The sequence below is a fragment of the Halorubrum sp. T3 genome, assembly GCF_000296615.1.
Lineage (GTDB): Archaea > Halobacteriota > Halobacteria > Halobacteriales > Haloferacaceae > Halorubrum > Halorubrum ruber.
In genome coordinates this window covers 627,977-646,240 of the sequence record NZ_JH815329.1, presented here as the reverse complement: position 1 = coordinate 646,240, position 18,264 = coordinate 627,977, and the positions used below count along the sequence as shown (strand labels likewise).

Annotated in this window: 18 protein-coding genes and 1 tRNA gene; 10 read left to right on the top strand and 9 right to left on the bottom strand. The window is 67.3% G+C overall.

Features of this window, described 5'->3' with window-relative positions:
• The first annotated feature begins 59 nt into the window (after nucleotides 1-59).
• Nucleotides 60-1,136 (top strand): NAD(P)/FAD-dependent oxidoreductase, encoded by a 1,077-nt coding sequence (locus tag B378_RS0105380; protein WP_017342793.1) that lies wholly within the window; start codon nucleotides 60-62, stop codon nucleotides 1,134-1,136.
• Between the two features lie 413 nt (nucleotides 1,137-1,549).
• On the opposite strand, the gene B378_RS0105375 is transcribed toward B378_RS0105380, so the two are convergent.
• Both B378_RS0105375 and B378_RS0105370 read right to left on the bottom strand, forming a co-directional pair.
• Nucleotides 1,550-1,620, bottom strand: a tRNA-Gly gene (locus tag B378_RS0105375).
• A gap of 196 nt (nucleotides 1,621-1,816) precedes the next feature.
• Entirely contained in the window at nucleotides 1,817-2,413 is a 597-nt protein-coding gene (locus tag B378_RS0105370) for a hypothetical protein (protein WP_017342792.1), read from the bottom strand.
• Nucleotides 2,414-2,515: 102 nt separating this feature from the next.
• Between B378_RS0105370 and B378_RS0105365 the strand changes: the two genes are divergently transcribed.
• From B378_RS0105365 to B378_RS0105355, 3 genes are all read left to right on the top strand, one after another.
• Nucleotides 2,516-3,502, top strand: coding sequence for a hypothetical protein (locus tag B378_RS0105365; protein WP_017342791.1), 987 nt, complete (start codon nucleotides 2,516-2,518; stop codon nucleotides 3,500-3,502).
• A gap of 48 nt (nucleotides 3,503-3,550) precedes the next feature.
• On the top strand, nucleotides 3,551-4,153 hold the full coding sequence (locus B378_RS0105360; protein WP_017342790.1) for a CoxG family protein: 603 nt from the start codon (nucleotides 3,551-3,553) through the stop codon (nucleotides 4,151-4,153).
• A gap of 145 nt (nucleotides 4,154-4,298) precedes the next feature.
• Complete coding sequence (locus tag B378_RS0105355; protein ID WP_017342789.1) at nucleotides 4,299-4,958, top strand: flavin reductase family protein; 660 nt, start codon at nucleotides 4,299-4,301, stop codon at nucleotides 4,956-4,958.
• 6 nt (nucleotides 4,959-4,964) lie between these two features.
• On the opposite strand, the gene B378_RS0105350 is transcribed toward B378_RS0105355, so the two are convergent.
• Nucleotides 4,965-5,531, bottom strand: coding sequence for a hypothetical protein (locus tag B378_RS0105350; protein WP_017342788.1), 567 nt, complete (start codon nucleotides 5,529-5,531; stop codon nucleotides 4,965-4,967).
• Between the two features lie 170 nt (nucleotides 5,532-5,701).
• Here B378_RS0105350 and B378_RS0105345 point away from each other — a divergent pair, with 170 nt between their 5' ends.
• The 3 genes from B378_RS0105345 (at nucleotide 5,702) to B378_RS0105335 (ending at nucleotide 9,957) form a co-directional block, all read left to right on the top strand.
• Nucleotides 5,702-6,946, top strand: coding sequence for an ABC transporter substrate-binding protein (locus B378_RS0105345; RefSeq protein ID WP_017342787.1), 1,245 nt, complete (start codon nucleotides 5,702-5,704; stop codon nucleotides 6,944-6,946).
• Between the two features lie 108 nt (nucleotides 6,947-7,054).
• Nucleotides 7,055-8,164: an ABC transporter ATP-binding protein gene (locus tag B378_RS0105340; RefSeq protein ID WP_017342786.1), complete on the top strand. Its 1,110-nt coding sequence runs from the start codon at nucleotides 7,055-7,057 to the stop codon at nucleotides 8,162-8,164.
• A complete protein-coding gene (locus B378_RS0105335) occupies nucleotides 8,161-9,957 on the top strand; it encodes an iron ABC transporter permease (RefSeq protein ID WP_017342785.1) in 1,797 nt (598 codons plus the stop codon). Before B378_RS0105340 ends, B378_RS0105335 begins: the two co-directional genes overlap by 4 nt.
• 15 nt (nucleotides 9,958-9,972) lie before the next feature.
• On the opposite strand, the gene B378_RS0105330 is transcribed toward B378_RS0105335, so the two are convergent.
• Complete coding sequence (locus B378_RS0105330) at nucleotides 9,973-10,986, bottom strand: hypothetical protein (RefSeq protein ID WP_017342784.1); 1,014 nt, start codon at nucleotides 10,984-10,986, stop codon at nucleotides 9,973-9,975.
• 100 nt (nucleotides 10,987-11,086) lie between these two features.
• Between B378_RS0105330 and B378_RS15795 the strand changes: the two genes are divergently transcribed.
• Nucleotides 11,087-12,514 (top strand): UbiD family decarboxylase, encoded by a 1,428-nt coding sequence (locus B378_RS15795; protein WP_017342783.1) that lies wholly within the window; start codon nucleotides 11,087-11,089, stop codon nucleotides 12,512-12,514.
• Nucleotides 12,515-12,530: 16 nt separating this feature from the next.
• Here the strand turns inward: B378_RS15795 and B378_RS0105320 are convergent, their stop codons facing one another.
• Complete coding sequence (locus B378_RS0105320) at nucleotides 12,531-13,226, bottom strand: isochorismatase family protein (protein ID WP_017342782.1); 696 nt, start codon at nucleotides 13,224-13,226, stop codon at nucleotides 12,531-12,533.
• Nucleotides 13,227-13,274: 48 nt separating this feature from the next.
• The gene (locus B378_RS0105315; RefSeq protein ID WP_017342781.1) at nucleotides 13,275-13,673 is read right to left on the bottom strand and encodes a VOC family protein; all 399 of its coding nucleotides are present in this window, start codon (nucleotides 13,671-13,673) and stop codon (nucleotides 13,275-13,277) included.
• Nucleotides 13,674-13,790: 117 nt separating this feature from the next.
• Between B378_RS0105315 and B378_RS0105310 the strand changes: the two genes are divergently transcribed.
• Complete coding sequence (locus B378_RS0105310; RefSeq protein WP_017342780.1) at nucleotides 13,791-14,357, top strand: UbiX family flavin prenyltransferase; 567 nt, start codon at nucleotides 13,791-13,793, stop codon at nucleotides 14,355-14,357.
• Nucleotides 14,358-14,387: 30 nt separating this feature from the next.
• Here B378_RS0105310 and B378_RS0105305 read toward each other — a convergent pair whose 3' ends face one another.
• Both B378_RS0105305 and B378_RS0105300 read right to left on the bottom strand, forming a co-directional pair.
• On the bottom strand, nucleotides 14,388-15,359 hold the full coding sequence (locus tag B378_RS0105305; protein WP_017342779.1) for a hypothetical protein: 972 nt from the start codon (nucleotides 15,357-15,359) through the stop codon (nucleotides 14,388-14,390).
• Between the two features lie 79 nt (nucleotides 15,360-15,438).
• Entirely contained in the window at nucleotides 15,439-16,881 is a 1,443-nt protein-coding gene (locus B378_RS0105300; protein ID WP_017342778.1) for a hypothetical protein, read from the bottom strand.
• Between the two features lie 167 nt (nucleotides 16,882-17,048).
• Here B378_RS0105300 and B378_RS0105295 point away from each other — a divergent pair, with 167 nt between their 5' ends.
• Nucleotides 17,049-17,573, top strand: coding sequence for a DoxX family protein (locus B378_RS0105295; RefSeq protein WP_017342777.1), 525 nt, complete (start codon nucleotides 17,049-17,051; stop codon nucleotides 17,571-17,573).
• A gap of 27 nt (nucleotides 17,574-17,600) precedes the next feature.
• On the opposite strand, the gene B378_RS0105290 is transcribed toward B378_RS0105295, so the two are convergent.
• A complete protein-coding gene (locus B378_RS0105290) occupies nucleotides 17,601-18,242 on the bottom strand; it encodes a class I SAM-dependent methyltransferase (protein WP_017342776.1) in 642 nt (213 codons plus the stop codon).
• Nucleotides 18,243-18,264 lie beyond the last annotated feature (22 nt).

Below are 18,264 nucleotides of genomic sequence, written 5' to 3'. Positions count from 1 at the left end.
GGTCGCCGGCCGCGCACACCACGGCTCCATTTAAACCGGCGCACCTCGTACTACGGATAATGAGTTCGTCCGACGACGAGTACGAGATCGCGGTGGTCGGCGGCGGGCCGGCCGGGCTGACGACCGCGCTGTACGGGGCCCGACTGGGCCACGAGACGGTGCTGATCGACCGGGGCGGCGGGCGCGCGGCGATGATGGCCGACACGCACAACGTGATCGGGGTCACCGAGGAGGTCTCCGGCAACGAGTTCCTCGCGACCGGCCGCGAGCAGGTGGAGTCGTACGGCGGGACGTTCGAGCGCGGCTTCGTCACCGACGTCGAGCGCACCGACGACGACCGGTTCCGACTCTCGACGAACGACGCCGAGATCCTCGCGGACCGCGTCGTCCTCGGGACCGGCTTCTCCGACGAGCGCCCGGACCCGCCGCTCCCGCGGACGGGAAAGGGGCTCCACTACTGCCTCCACTGCGACGCCTACATGTTCGTCGACGAGCCGGTGTACGTGATGGGTCACGGCGAGGCCGCCGCCCACGTCGCGATGATCATGCTGAACATGACCGACGACGTGGACCTGCTGACCCGCGGCGGGGAGCCGACGTGGAGCGAGGAGACCGCCGCGCAGCTGGAGGCGCACCCGGTCGACGTCGTCCGCGAGGAGGTCTCCGGCGTCGAGAACGACCCCGACTCCGGCTGGCTGGAGGCGCTGGAGTTCGAGGACGGCACGCGCCGCGAGTACCGCGGCGGCTTCGCGATGTACGGTTCCGACTACAACACCGTCCTCGCCGAGGGGCTCGGCTGCGACCTCAACGACGACGGCACCATCGACGTCGACGACCACGGCCGCACCAGCGAGGACGGCGTGTTCGCGGTCGGCGACATCACGCCCGGCCACAACCAGGTCCCGGTCGCGATGGGGCAGGGCGCGAAGGCCGGCCTCGCGATCCACAAGGAGATCCGCGAGTTCCCGCGCTCGACCGAGGAGATCGCGCGCGACGGGCCCGTCGACGACGATGAGGTGCCCGCCATCCCGCCGCACCTCATGGCGACCGCCGTCGCTCACGAGGGGCACGCCGGCGGGCCGCGCGAGTCGGCCGAGACCGAGAACGCCGAGCCGCCGGCCGCGGACGACGACTGATCGATTCCGAATTTTTCGGGAATCGAGGAACCTACCCGGAGGACTCTTGCGAGTGCGGCTGAGGAAGTTCAACTCCGACACAGTATTTTCCGAGCGAAGCGAGGAAAATCGCCGGCCGGGAATCCCGCGGACGAGCGCAGCGAGCGAGCGGGAGGTCGGCCGGCGCACAACCGCAGGGAGTGCGCCGGCCGGGATTTGAACCGGAATCAGACGTGCTCGCTCGCTTCGCTCGCTGCGCGCGGCTGATGGGATTCAAATCCCGCGGCGATTTCTCTCACTACGTTCGAGAGTCCGCTGAGCGGAGCGAAGCGGACGCTGACTGACGGAGTCAGTCAGAAAATGCGCCGGCCGGGACTCCCGCGAGCGAGCGAAGCGAGCGAGTGGGAGTACGGGCGGCGCACGAACGAAGTGAGTGCGCCGGCCGGGATTTGAACCCGGGCCATGAGCTTGGAAGGCTCAGGTCCTACCACTAGACCACCGGCGCGCGGCGACGCGTTCGCGGCCGAACGCATCTACACGTAGGCCAAACGGCTCTGATAAACGTTCCGTGTTCTCGACGGGGACGACCCTGCGACGGCGGGGGCTCGTCGCGTCGTCGACGAACGGAAGCGGGCACGGAACGGCGGTCGTCCGACCGGCGTTCCGGGCGACCTGTCCGAGACCGACACCGTCGGAAGCGACTACACGATGGTGAACTGGTTCCTGACCGTGGTGGAGATGTCGGTCTCCTCGCCGCCCTCGATGTGGACCTCGTACTCGTACTCGCCCGGGTCCGTGTCCAAGGCGGTCTCGATCTTCGACCCCCACGTCGCTCTGTCGTACGCCTCGTGGGCGCCCTCCCAGTTGAGTTCGAGGGGGCCGTAGTCCGCCTCGGGGAATTCGACGACGACCGAGTCGATGGCGTCGGCGCCCAGCGGGTCGCCGGTGTCGGGGTCGAAGATGCCGACGTGGAGGCCGACCTCCATCCCGGCCGAGAACCGGCCGATGCTGGCGCATTCTTCGCCCGAGTCGCCGCCGCTCGATTCGTTCCCGTCCGACTCGTTGGTCGTCCCGTTGCTCGTGTTGCCGGTGGTCGTCGTCTCGTTGGTGACCGTCGGGCCGTCGTCGTCGGACTCGACGCCCGGGTCCGTGATGTACGTACAGCCCGCGAGGCTGACGGAGGCCCACGTCGCCGCGCCCGCCGCGACCAGCCGGCGCCGCGACACCGACGAGTCGGTCGATTCTGACGGCTCGTCGGAGGTGGTGTCGGTCGATTCGATGTGCTGGTCTCGGTCCATGCTGTCGCGTTTGTGTTCCGTGGTATATAAATACAGAGACCGATTTTCCGGTTTCTATGAATCGGGGGGCGATTTATGTACGTCGGCTAGGTTGGTCGACGTATGGAGCCTAATGGACGACGAGCTGAGAGGCCAGACTCCCGACAGACGAGCACCGGCGACTCGGAAACGGCGACGACGACGCGCCGCCGGCTGTTAGCCACCGGCGCCGCGACGTGGGCGACCGTCGGACTGGCGGGCTGTATGGGCGGCGACGACGGCGACGACGGCGGCGACGGGGGCGACGGCTCCGCCGACGCGCAGAACTTCGTCGTGACCGCCGAGACCGGCGCAGGGTCCGAGGGCGTGCCCGAAACCGCGGGTTTCATCTCGGCGTGTTCGGCGAGTCGGCGCTTCGTGCCGGGGATGCAGGTCGTCTTCTACGTGGGCATCTTCGACCCCGAGACGGGCGATCAGCTCACCGACGAGGACCTCGGTAGCGTCGTCGTCAACGTCGAGGGGGTCCAGGAGGTCGAGCTGGGCTGGGCCGGCGACGACGAGGAGAACCCGGCCGAGGAGTGGGGCGGCTCGTTCGTCCTGCCGGAGGACATCGAGACCGGTTCGTACTCGTACACGGTCGAGGTCAGCAACGGCGACGCCAGCTACCAGACGGTCGGCATCCTCGAGGACTCCTTCGAGGTCATCGAGCAGTCGAACCCGACCAACTACGTCGTCACGACCGAGACGTGGTGGAACAATCAGGCGCCCGAGGGGACGAACTTCGTCGGGAGCTGCGCCCCCGAGCGCCAGTTCACGCAGGACATGGACGTCACGTTCGTCATCGGCGTCTACGACGGCTCGAGCGGCGAGATCGTCGGCAGCGACACCCTCGACGCCGTGACTATCGAGTCGACCGACGGCGCGTTCGACCCGATCGAGCTGTCGTGGAACGAGGGCGGCGAGGACTCCGAACCGCAGTGGTCCGGCACGCTCGACACCGCGGATCTGGCGCCCGCGTCCTACGGCTACGAGGTCGTCGTCACCAACGGCGACGCCAACTACTACAACGTCGGCATCGCGTCGAACCAGTTCACGATCATCGAGCTGTAAGGCCGCCGACGCGGTGCCGAGACCGATTTTTATACCGAACTCACAGTCATGAACCACGACAACACGCAGTCATCCGGCGGGAACGCTACCGAATCGGCCGACGCGGAGCCGGTCGACGCGAAGTCAGCCGACGCGAAGCCGGTCGACGCGGACGAACGGGGCGAAAGCGGCGCGGAGACCGACGCCGAGGCGGACGGGACGCTGACGTTCTCGGACGCGGTGGCCGTCGAAACGACTCCCGAGGAGCTGTGGTCGACGATTTCTGACCCGGAGACGCTGACGGAGTGCGTCCCGGGCGCGGAGTCGATCGAGCGCGTCTCCGAGCGGAAGTACACCGTCGAGATCACGCGCGGGGTGAGCCACCTCACCGTCTCGCTGTCGGGAGAGGCGGAGTTCGTCGAGATGGACCCCCCCGACACCGTGGTGACGAGCGCGACGGCGTTCGACTCGAAGACCGGCAGCGACTTCGACATCCTCGCGGGGATGGAGATCCAGCCGACCGACGACGGAAGGGCCGAACTGGCGTACACCGCCGAGGTGTCGATCAGCGGCGGCGTCGGCACGATGAGCCCGCGGATCCTCCGGCCGATCGTCAACCGGGACATCACGACGTACTTCGAGAACGTCAAAGACGTCGTCGAAGGCGAGTAGCGGCCATTCGTCGCGGTTTCGGCGCCCCGTCGCGGTTTCGGCGCCCCGTCGCGAGCGGTCGACGGTCGCTCGCGGTCCCGACCGCCGCCGTCCGCGTCGGACCGTTCCGCAGACGTATTTGTATCCGCAATCGAATGGACAGCTAATGGCAACCGATCCCACCGACGCGTTCGACGAGATATCCGAGTACGATTCCACCGCCCTCTTCAAGCCGAAAGTGGTTGCGTTGGTCGTCTCCGAGGGCGAGGAGCGAGGTCCGAACCTCATGACGGCCTCGTGGTGGATGCTGGCCGGCTACAACCCGTTTCGCTATCTCCTTGCCGTGAGTCACAAGACGCTGACGCACGAACTCATCGAGGAGAGCGGGGAGTTCGTGCTGGCCTCGCCCTCGATGGAGATGATCGACGCACTGACACTGTCGGGCATGGTCAGCGGCCGAGACATCGACAAGATCGAGCACCTGGACATGGAGACGGTGCCGGGGCAGTCGGTCGACGTGCCGCTGTTGGCCGACGCCGCCGGCAACATCGAGTGTTCGGTGATGGAGTCGTTCGAGTTCATGGACTGCACCTACTACTTCGGCGAGGTCGAACACGCCTACGTCACCCCCGGGGGAATGGACGGCCGGCTCCTGTCCCCGGACGCCGACGTGCTGGCCTACATGGGCAGCGACTGGGGCGAGGAGGAGACCAAGACCAAGTACCGCTACTACGCCGACATCACCGCCGAGTCGATCAGGCGGTTCCCCGGCGACGAGGTCGTCGACTCCCTGCCGCCCGAGCTTCGAGCGCAGTTCGACGAGTAGCGCGGCTCACCACAGCGCCGTCGACCGCTGGATGACGAAGTGCGGTTCGTCTCCCTCGTCGTCGCCGAAGAGGAACGAGAGGAACGCCAGCGAGTACCGGTGGCCCGCGATGTCGATGGCGTGGCCGTCGGCGGCGTCGAACCGGTCGACGTAGCGCGCGACGGTGTCGCGGTTGACCTGAAGCCCGTACTGGCGCCGGAGCGTCCGCTCGCAGTCGGTCGGCGACTCGTCGGCGGCGTGGAACAGACAGAGGTCGACGACCGGCTTGGCGTAGGCACAGCCCTCGTAGAACAGCGCCGAGAGGTCGCCCTGAAACGACCGCCCGCAGTCGAGACACTCGTACTGCTGGACGTCGACGCCGACGTCTTCGATCCCGTCGGCGGTGACCAACCGTGCGACCGTCTTGGGCTCGTTCTGGTACCCGTTCTTCCGACGGGCGTCCGACCCGCAGTTCGGACAGGGCCGCGGCTCGCCCCGGCGCTCGTCGGCGACCCGTCGGAGTTCCTCGCGGATCGCGTTGACGAACAGCGGCGAGACGGCCGGGTCGAACGGCTTCTCGTCTGGGCCTCGCATACGGTCCCGACGACCCCCGTTAGTATGAATGTCACGTTATTATTCGTTTCAAATATCACGTTATCTTCCGTGTCTACCGTCCCCCGTTATCACGTCAGTATTCGAACTCAGAAAGCCACATAGTAGAAAGACACGGAAACAATTTATATATCGGCGAATGAACTCCGTCCATGAGCCACGAGGAGCCCGAAAACGACACGCTGGAGCGAGCAAAGTCAGACGGACAGCGATTCGGTAGACGGGGGGTGACCTCCCGCCGGACATTCCTCGCCACCGGGGCAGCGCTGTCGGCCGCGGCGGTCGCGGGCTGCGCCGGCGGAACCGGATCGGGGTCGACCGAGGGGCCGGAACCGCCGTGGACGACGGAGGAGCTGGCCGACCAGGTCGGCGACGACGCGGAGATCAACATCTACGCCTCCACCGGCGCGGATCAGGAGTGGTACGACCTCGTCGACGTCATCAACGACGAGTTCGGGACGTCCGTCGAACCGAACGTCTTCGCCACCAACGGCAACGACCTGACCCAGCGCTTCGTACAGGAGCGGCAGGCGGGCAACGACACGGCCGACGTGTTGAGCAGCCCGACCGGCATCGACGACGACATGCTGGTCACGGCTCGCGATGAGAGCAAGGAAGCCGCCCTCGACATCGGACGGGAGTACTTCGAGTGGGACCTCGACCAGAAGTTCTGGTTCAACGACGTGCTCGACGACGTCCAGCAGTACCCCTTCTACGTCACCGGCTACAACGGCGGTCCCGGGCTGACGATGCCGGTCAACGAGGACGTGTTCGCCGACCGGGGGTTAGACGTGCCGAGCACCTACAACGACCTCCTCGACGACCAGTACGAGGGGATGGAGGTCGCGATATCGAGCGCCTACATCGCCTCTGACATGGTCGGCTGGATCGTCAGACACAACGCTGCGGAGACGGAGATGACCGAGACGGAGTGGGCACAGCAGCTTCACGACCACCTCAGCTACACGGGCGTCAGTTCGCACACGGCCGGGACGCGGGAGGTCCGCGACGGCAACATCCCGCTGATGCTGTACAACTGGCCGACCGTGATCGCGCCGTTCACCGGTGAGGACTCCCCGCTGACGGGGGTCTTCCCCGAGGACGTCCCCTCCTTCATGAACGGCAGTCCGATCGCCATCAACAAGGAGGCCCCGAACCCGTGGGTCGCCCGGTTCTTCCTCAGCGCGACGCTCGAAGAGGCGGTCCAGCGCCGGATGATCAACGACGTCGAACGGCAGATCCCCTGCCGGATGGACCTCGACTACTCGGCACAGGACCCCGATTCCTACACCGAGAAGCGGCTGAACTCCGACTACGAGGCGGTGGAGTTCTGGGACGAGTGGCGGAACTCCACGGTCGGCCAAAAAGTGAAGGACGTCGGTGCGTTCGATATCTAACGTCGTGTCGTTCCTCACGGGGACTCTCCCGGCCCGCGCGACGGGGCGTCCGGCCGACGAAACGCGGCGTCCGCTCCACGAGACACGGCGTCAGCCATACACGACACCATGACGACCGAACCACAGCTGTCGGTACGCGGGATCACCAAGCGGTTCGGGAGCGCGTTCGAGCTCTCGGCGACCGACCTGACCGTCGGCGACGACGAGATCGTCGCCCTGCTCGGTCCGTCGGGCTGCGGCAAGACGACGATACTCCGGTGTATCGCCGGCGTCGAGAGCCCCGACAGCGGCAGCATCGAGATCGGCGGCCAAGTGGTCGAGTCGTCCGAGGTCTCGGCGCCGCCGGAGGAGCGCAACGTCGGGATGGTGTACCAGAACTACGCGATCTGGCCCCACAAAACCGTCTACGAGAACGTCGTCTTCCCGCTCGAACACGCCTCTCACGGGATTCCGGAGTCGGAGTACGACGAGCGCGTCTCGCAGATGCTCGAGCTGATGGAGATCCCGGAGCTGGCCGACAAGCCGGCGACCGATCTGAGCGGCGGCCAACAGCAGCGGACCGCGCTGGCCCGCGCGCTCGTCTACGAGCCGGACCTCCTGTTGATGGACGAGCCGCTGAGCAACCTCGACAGGGAGCTGCGCAAGCAGATGCGCTACGAGCTACAGCGGCTCCAACACGAGCTCGACGTGAGCGTTCTCTACGTGACCCACGACCAAGAGGAGGCGTTCTACCTGGCCGATCGGGTGATCATCCTCCACGAGGGGCGAGTGGTCGAGCGCGGCAGCCCCGAGGAACTCTACGAGTCGCCCCAGTCGGCGTTTACGCGCCGGTTCATCGGGGCTCGCAACCCGTTCGAGGGTCGGATCGAGGTCGACGGCTCCGGCGGCCGAGTCCTCACCACCGACTTCCTCGACGTGGAGCTGACGTCGACCGACTACATGTCCAACGGGGAGGGTCCGGACGAGGTGTCCTGTTTCCTCCGCCCGGAGGACATCAGCATCTGCGAGAACGGCGACAGTCAGGGGCGGATCGCACTCCGGGGGACGGTCGTCGCTGAGGGGATCCTCGGCGACCGCTACGAGGTGACGGTGGGATTCGACGACACTGACACCGAGCTCACCGTCCACTGCGGGGAGTATCGAAACCTCTCTCGGGGCGACCGGCTGGACCTCCGGGTCGACCCGGCGGCGATACAGGTGTACAGGAACGAGACATGAGCTCGGAGCGCTCGCGCGCCGAGGCGGTGGCGGCTCGCCTCGGCTCGCTGCCCGACCGCCTCGGCGCCTACTGTGCCGGCCGAGAGCTGCCGAAGCGGCTGGTACTCGGCGGGATCGTCCTCGCCGTCGCGCTGTTGACGGTGGTCCCGCTGGTGTTCCTGCTGTGGACCAGCCTCTGGTCCGGCTATCCGGGCGAGTTCGCCGGGGAGGTGACCCTCGACAACTTCGCGGCGGTCTACCTCGGCGACTTCTTCCCAATCGTCGAGCTGGTGATCAACTCGCTGACGATCGCCGTCGGAATGACCGCGACGGGGATGGCGTTCGGACTCGGTGCCGCGTGGCTGTTCGTCCGGACGGACCTCCCGACGAAGGGGAAAATGGAGCTGGTCCTGTTGTCCTGTCAGGCGATCCCGGGCTACATGTACGCGATCATGTACGTGACGACCTACGGCTCGGAGAACGGGCTCGTCACGGCCGCGGTCGAGGCGATCGTCGGCGTCGAACAGCTTCCGATCGACATCTACAGCCCGTTGGGGATCGCCTTCGTCGCGGGGATCAACGTCGTTCCGACGTTCTACCTCCTGACGGTCCCCGCGCTTCAGAACATGGACCCGGTGCTCGAAGAGGTGAGCCGGATCCACGGGGCGAGCATGCTCGAGACGATCCGCTCGATCAGCTTTCCGCTGATCAAGCCCGCGATCCTCTCGGCGACGATCGTCATCTTCCTCTACGGGCTCGGCGAGTTCGCCGTCGTCTCCATCCTCGGGACCCAGAACGGCTTTGACGTGTTCTCGACGGCGATCCTCTCGGCGATCAACGGCCGGTTCCCGCCCGGATACGGCGAGGCCGCCGCGCTGTCGTGTCTGCTGTTGGTCGCGATGCTGGTCTTCGTCTGGTACTACCGGCGGGTGACCGCGCGCAAGGAGTCGTTCATGACGTTCACGGGGCGTCGACACCGGAGCCACGTGTGGAGCCTCGGCCGCTGGCGGTGGCCGCTGGCGGTCGGGCTCTGGGGCGGCCTGTTCCTCGTCTGGGTGTTCCCGATCCTCGTGTTGCTCGTGGTGTCGGTCCACGAAACGTGGTACGGACGGTTAGATCCCGCGGCACTGACGTTGGACAACTACTACGTGGCAGTCACCGACCCGAACATCCAACAGGCGTTCACCAACAGCCTGCTGGTCGCCGTCGGTGGGGCAACGCTCGGGACGGTACTGGTCGTCGGCACGGCGTACTACACCGAGCGGACCGATGGCCGGTTCCGCGGCGTCGTCGACTTCCTGACGCTGACCCCGCTCGCGGTGCCGGGGATCATTATCGGCGCGGGGCTGCTGTTCACGTTCCTGTGGGTCGGCAAGATCCATCCGGTGGTCGACCTCTACGGAACGTTGGCGATCATCATCGTCGGCTGCGTCGTCGTCTTCCTGCCGGTCTCCTCGCGGATCGCCGTCGGGAACATCGTCCAGATCCACTCGGACCTCGAGGAGGCCGCCCGGATCTCCGGGGCGACGTGGTTCGGGCAGATGCGGGAGATATTCCTGCCGCTGTTCAAGAACACGACCGTCGTCATCTGGTTCTTCCTCGCGATGCACGTCATCCAGCTGCTGTCGATCCCGCTCATCACCTACACCTCCGACACCGTCGTCATTCCCGTCCGGCTCTATCAGCTGTACATGTACGAGCCGGGCATCGCGCTCGTGGCCGCGATCTCCTCGATCTTCGTCCTGCTGACGGTCGGCTCGCTGCTCGGCCTGCGGCGGGTGGGCGTCACGTTCTACGAACTCGGCGAGCGGTGAGCCGCCCGCGGCCGGCTATAAGGTCGACTCGACGAACAGGTCCTCGAGCGGGTACGGCTCGGGGATGAGCCCGTGGTCGGCGGCGTACCGCTGGAGCGTCGCGAGGGCGGTCCGATTCCCGTCGGTGAGGCCGTACTCCCAGGGGTTCTCGCCCAGCACCTCGCGCTGGTGTTCGACGTAGTGGTTCGCCCACGCCAGCGGGACCCACCGCGGTGCGGTCAGTCGGTCCATACAGGTCGACAGCGCCCGCTCGAAGGCCTCGTACAGCTTGTTCGCCGCCCACGGATGGCGGTCGAGCACCTCGTCGCTGAGAACCACCGTGTGCATCGGCGGGAAGATCCCCGTCTCCCTGAAGTAGTCGGCCTCGACGGCGCGGGAGTCCGCGACGACCCGTTCGATCTCGACGTCCGCCAGCCGCTCTCTCTCCCGGCTTAACTGGTCGTGTCGACCGCCGGTGTACCGGCTGTCGAGCGGGGCGGTCGCGAACGCGGCGTCGATTTCCTCCTCGGCGAGCATCGCCGCGAGCGCCGAGGTCGCGCTCCCCTCCCGGTGGTCGTGGACGACGTCGAACCGATCGGGGACCTCGACGGGGACGATGTCCCCCTCGGATTTCGTCGTGTGCCACGTGACCGTTTCGAGGTCGACGTCGTAGCGCTCGGCGGCGATCCCCCGCTGCCAGACCGCGGTCGTCGTCTGCCAGTGGATGAGTCCGACGTCCTTGTGTTCCAGATCCGAGAGGCCGAACTCGTCGTCGGCCCGCCGGTAGATGAACGAGTGACGGAACTTCCGGTAGGGGAACACTGGGATCGCGGTGAAGGGATGGTCCTCGTCGGCGGCCCGGGAGGCGAGGTACGACCCCAGCGACAGCTCGCAGGCGTCGAACTCCCCGTGGCGGACCATCCGTTCGAACCGCTCGGGGTTGTGGTAGTCGACCAGGTGGAGGTCGATCCCCTCGGGCTCGATCTCGCCGGTCCAGAGCGGGCGGGTCCAGTCGTAGTTCGTACACGCGAGCGTGAGGTCGATCGTCATGGGAACTCCTTACGGAGGCGTGCGGGCTCCGTTCGGTTAACCTATCGGTCACTGACAACCGTACACGACGTTTATTATCGCAGTTGGCGAACGGCGAAACATGAGAGACCTCCGCGAGTTCATAACGGCGATCGAAGACCGCGGCCAGCTGGAGCGGGTGCCCGGGGCCGACCTCGACCTAGAGATCGGCGGCGTCTCGTCGCTCGCCCGGCAGGATGCGCTCGACGCCGCGCTGCTGTTCGAGGACATCGAGGGGACGCTTCCCGGCGCACGGGTCCTGACGAACGCCGTCGACACGCCGCTCCAGGTGACGCTGGCGCTGGGCCACGAGCCGACGAACGACATCCGCGAGGCGGTGGTGGCACAGAAGGACCGGACCGCGGACTTAGAGACCCGACCGGTCGAGACCGTCGACGAGGGGCCGGTGTTGGAGAACGTCCAGCGGGGGGACGAGGTCGACCTCACGGCGTTCGCCGCGCCGCGGTGGCACGCCCACGACGGCGGGCCCTACATCGGGACCGGCGACGTGGTGATCACCGAACACGCCGAGGAGGACGACCGGAACGCGGGGACCTACCGGGTACAGGTCCACGGCCCTGAGACGGCCACGCTCAACATCCGACCCGGGCGGGACGGTGACCGCCACCGGCAGTCGTACTTCGACCGCGACGAGCCGTTCCCCGCGGTCGTCTCGCTGGGCCACCAGCCGGACCTGTTCATGGCCGCCAACCAGCGGTTCCCCGCCCACGTCGACGAGCTTGAGTACGTGAGCGCGCAGCGCGACAGACCGCTGGAGGTGGTCGAAGGCGAGGCGACCGGGCTCCCGTTCCCGGCCCGGTCCGAACTCGTCATCGAAGGCACCGTTCACCCCGACGCCGAGGAGATAACCGAGGGGCCGTTCGGCGAGTGGACCGGCTACTACGGCGCCGGGGAGACCCAGCAGAAACCGTTCGAGATCGACCGGATCTACCACCGGGACGACCCGATCGTGTTGGCGTACAACAACGTGCCGATGACCGCAACCGCGATGTCGACGATCCGGTCGGGAGCCCAGCTGTGGCACCAGTTAGAGGACGCCGGGATCACCGGGATCGACGAGGTGACGACGATCTTCCCGGGGATCTGGTTCCAGGTCGTCTCGATCGAACAGCAGTACGCCGGCCACAGCACGCAGGTCGGGATGCAGGCCATGTCGCTCCCGTCGGGTGTCTGGGAGGGACGGATCACGATCATCGTCGACGAGGACGTCGACGTGTACGACCTCGCGGAGGTGCTGTGGGCGACCGTCAGCCGGTGCGACCCCGCCGAGGACCTCACGGTGATCGAGAACTGCGTGAGCTCGCGGATCAACCCCCGGATGTCCCCCGAGCAGACGGCCTCCGGCGATCACACGAAGAGCCGGATGCTGATCGACGCGACGAAGCCCTATCACTGGAAGGAGGAGTTCCCCGAGGACACCCGGCTCGATCCCGAGTTAGAGGCCGACCTCAGGGCCGAGTACGCGGAGCTGCTGTCGACCGCCGAGTGACGGTAGGGGGCACGCCTCAGTCGTCGTCCTCGAGCGCCGAGACCACGTCGTCGAGCGGCGTGACGTCGGCGTACCGCAGGTCCATGTCGAACAGCGCCACCTCGTGAGTGGCCGTCGTGACCCCGGCGACGCACTCCTCGGGAACGATCGTCCGGAAGTTGCTCGAGTGGCTGTCGACGACCGTCGCCCGCACGCAGCCGCTCGTGTTCGTCCCACAGACGACGAGCGTGTCGATCCCGGAGTGGTGGAGCAGGTTCGAGAGGTGGGTGTCGAAAAAGGCGCTGGCCCGCGGCTTCTCGACGACGTGGTCGCTCTCGGCGGGCTCGACCGCGGGCGGGAATCGGTCGAGCTTCTCGACCCACTCCTCGTGGCTCGCCGTCCGCTCCGACCGCTCGGGACCGCGGTCGGTGCCCGGCGCAGCCTTGATCGGAACCGGGTAGCCGTCGGGGAGAGCGCCCCGGCCGGACGGGACGGCGTAGAAGACGGGCACGTCCGCGGCCCGCGCCGTCTCCAGTAGCCGGGCGGTGGACTCGACGACGTCCTCGCCGGTCCGTCGCTCCTCGACGAACGCTACCATCATGTCGACGACGAGGACCGCCGGGTTCTCCCCCCAACCCACCCGGTTCCCGTACCGCGACTGGGACTCGACGTACTCCCGATCCGACTCCGGAACGATCTCCGGGAGGTACAGCTCCGAGCTCTCGCTGCCCATGCGGGCCCGTCGGACCCCGGATCGAACAACGTGTCGGTTCCGGACGGCTCACTCGTCCGCCGGTCGGAGTTCGAGGACGTAGCCGTCGGGGTCGCGGGCGAGGAACATCCGTCCGCCCCACGGGACCTCCCGCGGCTCGATGAGCGGCTCGCCCGGTTCGTCCTCGAGCGCGGTCGACATCCGCTCGTGGAGCTCGTCGAGCGGCTCGTCGACCCCGAGGACGACGATCCCGCCCTCGCCGCGTCGGCCGCTCGGCGGCGAGAGGCCGAACGGCTCCAGCGTCTCGGGGTCGAAGTCGTCCTGGATCTTCAGCTCGCACGCGCCGGTCTCGTAGGCGACGCTGGCGTCGCCGACCGACCGCGGCTCGAGTCCGAGGGCCGTCTCGTAGAACTCCCGCGCGGCGCGGAGGTCGGCGCTCAACAGGAACAGCTGGCTGAGGTCGGCCATGGCCGACCGATCGTCCGCGGTATAAATAAGCACCCGACAGTCCCCGCGCCGAGAGAGCGCGGCGTAAGTAATTACTGCGAACCGGGCATTCATCACCCACGGAGTTGTTTTCTATCCATGACAGACCGGGTGATCGTCGGCGTCACGGGAGCGACCGGGCAGGCCTACGCGGTCTCCGCGCTCGAACTGTTGGACCGGACGGCCGTCGACGTCCACCTCATCGTCTCGGACGCGGCGAGGGTCACGCTGCGTCAGGAGACCGACTACGCCGTCGGCGACCTGCTGGAGCTCGGCGATGCCGTCCACGACGTCGACAACATCGGGGCGGAGACGGCTAGCGGCTCGTTCCGGACGGCCGGAATGTTGATCACGCCGTGTTCGATGAAGACGCTGGCGGCGATCGCCCACGGCTACAGCGGGAACCTCATCACGCGCTCGGCGGACGTGACGCTCAAGGAACGCCGGCCGCTGGTGTTGATGCCGCGGGAGTCACCGTTCAACCGCATCCACCTCGAGAACATGCTGACCGTGACCGACGCGGGCGGGATCGTCGTCCCGCCGTTCCCTTCGTTCTACCAGCGGCCGGACTCCGTCGAGGAGATGGTCGACACGACGATGAAGCGGGCGCTCTCCCAGCTCGGCGTCGACCTCGACCACGACGAGTGGGACGGCGTCGGCGCCTGAGTCCCTCGGCGGGCGTCGCCGCCGGGAGCGTCACGCAAAGTAGGGCGTATCGAGGTGGTCGGTCGCGAACAGCGTTTCGAGGTCGTACCGCTCGTCGGCGACGCCCTGCTCGTGGGCGTACTCGATCAGCGTCTCCAGCGTCGCGACGTTCTCCTCGGTGAGACCGTACTCCCACGGGTCCTCGCCCATGACCTCGCGCTGTTCGTCGGCGTGGACGTCAGCCCAGACGAACGGGAGGTCGCGGGGACGGTCGAGCGTCGACAGCCCGGTCTCCTTGGCGCGCTCGAAGGCGTCGTAGAGGCTCTGAACGATCCACGGCTCCGCCTCGAGCAGTCGGTCGTCGACGACGATCGCGTGCATGACCGGGAAAATCGACGTCTCGCGGTAGTACTCCTGTTCGACCGACTTGGCGTCGTCGAACAGCCGCTCCGCGTTCGCTCCGTCGAGGTCGATCGGGTGAAAGACCGCGTCGAGCTCGCCGCGTTCGAGCATCTCCGTCAGCACGCCGACCATCGACTGCTGGTGGTCGAGGTACTCGACGTCGTACCGGTCCGGCACGTCGACGTCGACGATCTCCGAGCCGCCGGCGACCCAGTCGATCGACGAGAGGTCGACGCCGTGTCGGTCCGCGAGGATCCCGCGCTGCCAGACGCCGGTCGTCGTCTGCCAGTTGACGATCCCCACCCGCTTGCCGTCGAGGTCGCCGACCGAGTCGACGCTGCCGTCCGCGCGCTTGTACATGTACGAGTGGCGGAACTTGCGGAACGGGAAGACGGGGACCGCCGTGAACGGGTAGCGGTCGGGGTCGCTCCGGCTGGCGAGGTACGTGCCCATCGAGAGCTCGCAGGCGTCGAACTCCCGACCGTGGACCATCCGCGAGAAGCGGGTCGGGTTCGGGTAGTCGACGGTCGTCAGGTCCGCGCCGTCGGGGGTGACGCGGCCGTCCCAGAGCGGTTCAGTCCAGGCGTAATCGTGACAGGCCAGCGTGAGATCGAGGGTCATGCGGTGGAAAACGGACGGCGGGTAGTTCGTCGTTCCGGTCAGCGAGCGAGCGGTCGAGGAGGAGCGCGTGGCGCTCGGCTCACTCCTCGATCTTAAACGCCATGTGGTACGCCGACAGCGGCCTGACCGGATGGTTGTCGAGGTACGACAGGTGCGGGCGGAGCTCGAAGTCCGGCTCGTCCTCCTGGACCTCGAAGAGGCACGGGTAGGCGTCGATGAAGTGCCAGCCCGGCTCGCCGGTCGCCGGGATCTCGAGGCGGACGACCCCGCCGCCGTCGTCGTCGGTGAGCCCGCAGACGTACCCGAGCGGCTTGTTGTCGTACAGGAAGTACGGGGCGTTCTCGTAGACCGGCCAGCCGACGCCGGAGAGCTCGATCTCGATCGTCGTCCCGACGGGGCCGCTGGTCGGCTCGAACGTCTCGATCGACGGCTGCATCATGAACCCGGTGACGGCGACCTCGCGTCCGCCGACCGCGGCGGTGATCGGCCGCGTCGACCCCTCGCCGGTCGGGATCGTGAACTCCGTCTGGAACGCGCCGTCGTCGTCCGTCGTCACCGTCGGCAGCATGTCAGGCTTCGGCTCCGGCGTGATCGGGACCCCCTTGACGCGGTGCCCCTCGTGACGGTACCAGATGAGGTTCACCTCCTCGTTCGGCGGGAAGTTCTCGCCGGTGATGAACGCCGAGGTTCCGGGCTGGCCGGAGGACGGCGAGATCGAGAGCTCGGCGTCGGTGTCCTCGTCGATCTCGGGGTAGTGGATGGAGATCGGGTTCTCGTCGAGCTGCTCGTCGAGCCACGCCGTCCGCGGCTCGGCCTCGGGCTCGGTGACCTCGACGGTCCACTGGGACTGTCGGCCGTCGGCGACCGGGCCGTACGGCGACTGGGTGTTGTTCTGGAGGTACGGGACGCCGCGGTAGTTGCGCCAGACCTGGATCACGTGCTTCCCCGGCGGTCCGACCGCGCGGATGCGAGCGGTGGCGGTCCCGCGGTTCATCACGCCCGTCATGAACCCCATGTCGCCGTTGTCCCACGCGACCTGGTAGTTGTTGGTGACGACGTTCGGGCCGATCCCGTAGCCGGTGACCGTGAAGAAGTCGCCGAGCTCGGCCTCAGTGCGGTCGAGCTCGAAGTGCGGGAGGATCGTGAACGTCGCCGTGGCGACCGTCGAGTCGCCGTCGACGAGCTCGATCCGGTGTTTGCCCCCGTAGTCCTGGGCGACGGTCCACTCCTCGTCGAACGCCCCCGAATCGTCGGTCGCGACGGTGGCGATGGTCTCCGTCCGGGGATGGTACTGCGATCCGACGATCTCGTTGGCCTCAAGGACCCCCCATCGGCCCTCCGACGTCTTCCATCTGATCTCGTAGCGCTCGCCGGCGGGCAGGTTCCGGCCCTTGAACACGATCGAGTCGCCCACGTACCCCTCCTGGTCGCTGACGACCAGCGTCCCCGAGGAGTCGCTCCCGCGCTTGTGTCCCTGAAGGGTCTCTTCGAGGTCCGACGATATCGCCGAGTCCTTACTCATACGTTCTCGTACGCGGCCGTCGTTTAATAAATCCAGCCAGGCATTCCCAGCCGGTGGAACCCGCCGTTCCCGCCCCCGTCCGGCGGGGGACGCCACCCTTGCCGGATCGTTTTCAAGGGGTGAAAAGATAGATTACCCTTATCCAACAGGGTGTTAAATGGTCAGGCATGCCACCGAAAACAGCGTCGTCGAAGCTGTTCGGCTACGATATCGAGTTCACGTACTCCGAGACGTGGATAGCCTACGCGCTGTTGTCGTTGCGGCTGATGATGGGCTGGGTGTTCTTCTACGCCGGGATCGTGAAGGTGATCGATCCGGACTGGAGCGCCCGGCCGTTCCTCGTCAACGTGGACCCGGCGAACCCGCTCGTCGACGTGTGGGCGGCGATGGCCGACTGGGTCTGGCTCCTGACCCCCCTCAATCAGGTCGGCCTGACGCTGGTCGGAATCGCGCTGATCCTCGGCGCATTCTTCCGGTTCAGCGCCCTCTGTGGAGCGCTCATGATGCTGTTCTACTGGGCGGCGTCCTACCCGTTCCCGGACGCGATCTTCATCGACTTCCACCTCATCTACGCGTTCCTGCTGTTCCTCCTCGGAGCGGCGGGCGCCGGTCGGATCATCGGCCTCGACCAGCGGCTCGAGGAGATCGGCTTCGTCCAGAACAACCCGCGGCTCGCCCTTCTGCTCGGGTAGTCGGTCTCGCCTCCGACGGAGACCGCGTCACGGGGTGACGACCGCGTAGCAGTTCCCGCTCGACACCTCCGTTTCGAGCGGTTCGAGGGCGCTTTTTTCGAGGTCCGCCTCGAACTCCGACGGCGAGTAGATGTGATAGTACCGGGGGACCGTCTCGCCGCCCGGCAGCGTCCAGTCGACGGTCGTGTCGAACCCCTCGTCGCGATCGAACCGGTCGTGCGCCGTACTCCACGCGCTGACGAGCGCGACCCCGTCGGGCGCGAGGACGCGCGCCAGTTCGTTCAGGCTCTCGACGCGGGCCTCACGGGGCGAGAGGTGGTGGAGCGTGGCGACGTAGACGGCGAGGTCGACCGCGTCGTCGCGGACCGGGAGCGCGCCCGCGTCCCCGTGGACGAACGCGGCCGAGTCCCCGAATCCCCGGTCGCGAGCGCGCGCGACCGCCTCGTCGAGCAGGCCGCGGCTGAGGTCGACCCCGACCGCGGTCGCGGCGCGCGCCGCGAGCGCCTCCGTGTGCCGGCCGTTCCCGCAGCCGACGTCGAGCGCGACGGTTCCCGACCGGCCCTCCAGGAACGACTCGACCTCGGGCCACGCGTACTCCCGCGTCTTCGAGAAGTGCGTCGCGATGCGGTCGTACGTCGACTGCGGATCGCCGGGCGACTGCGGGTCCATACCGAGCCCTCGGTCGCGACGC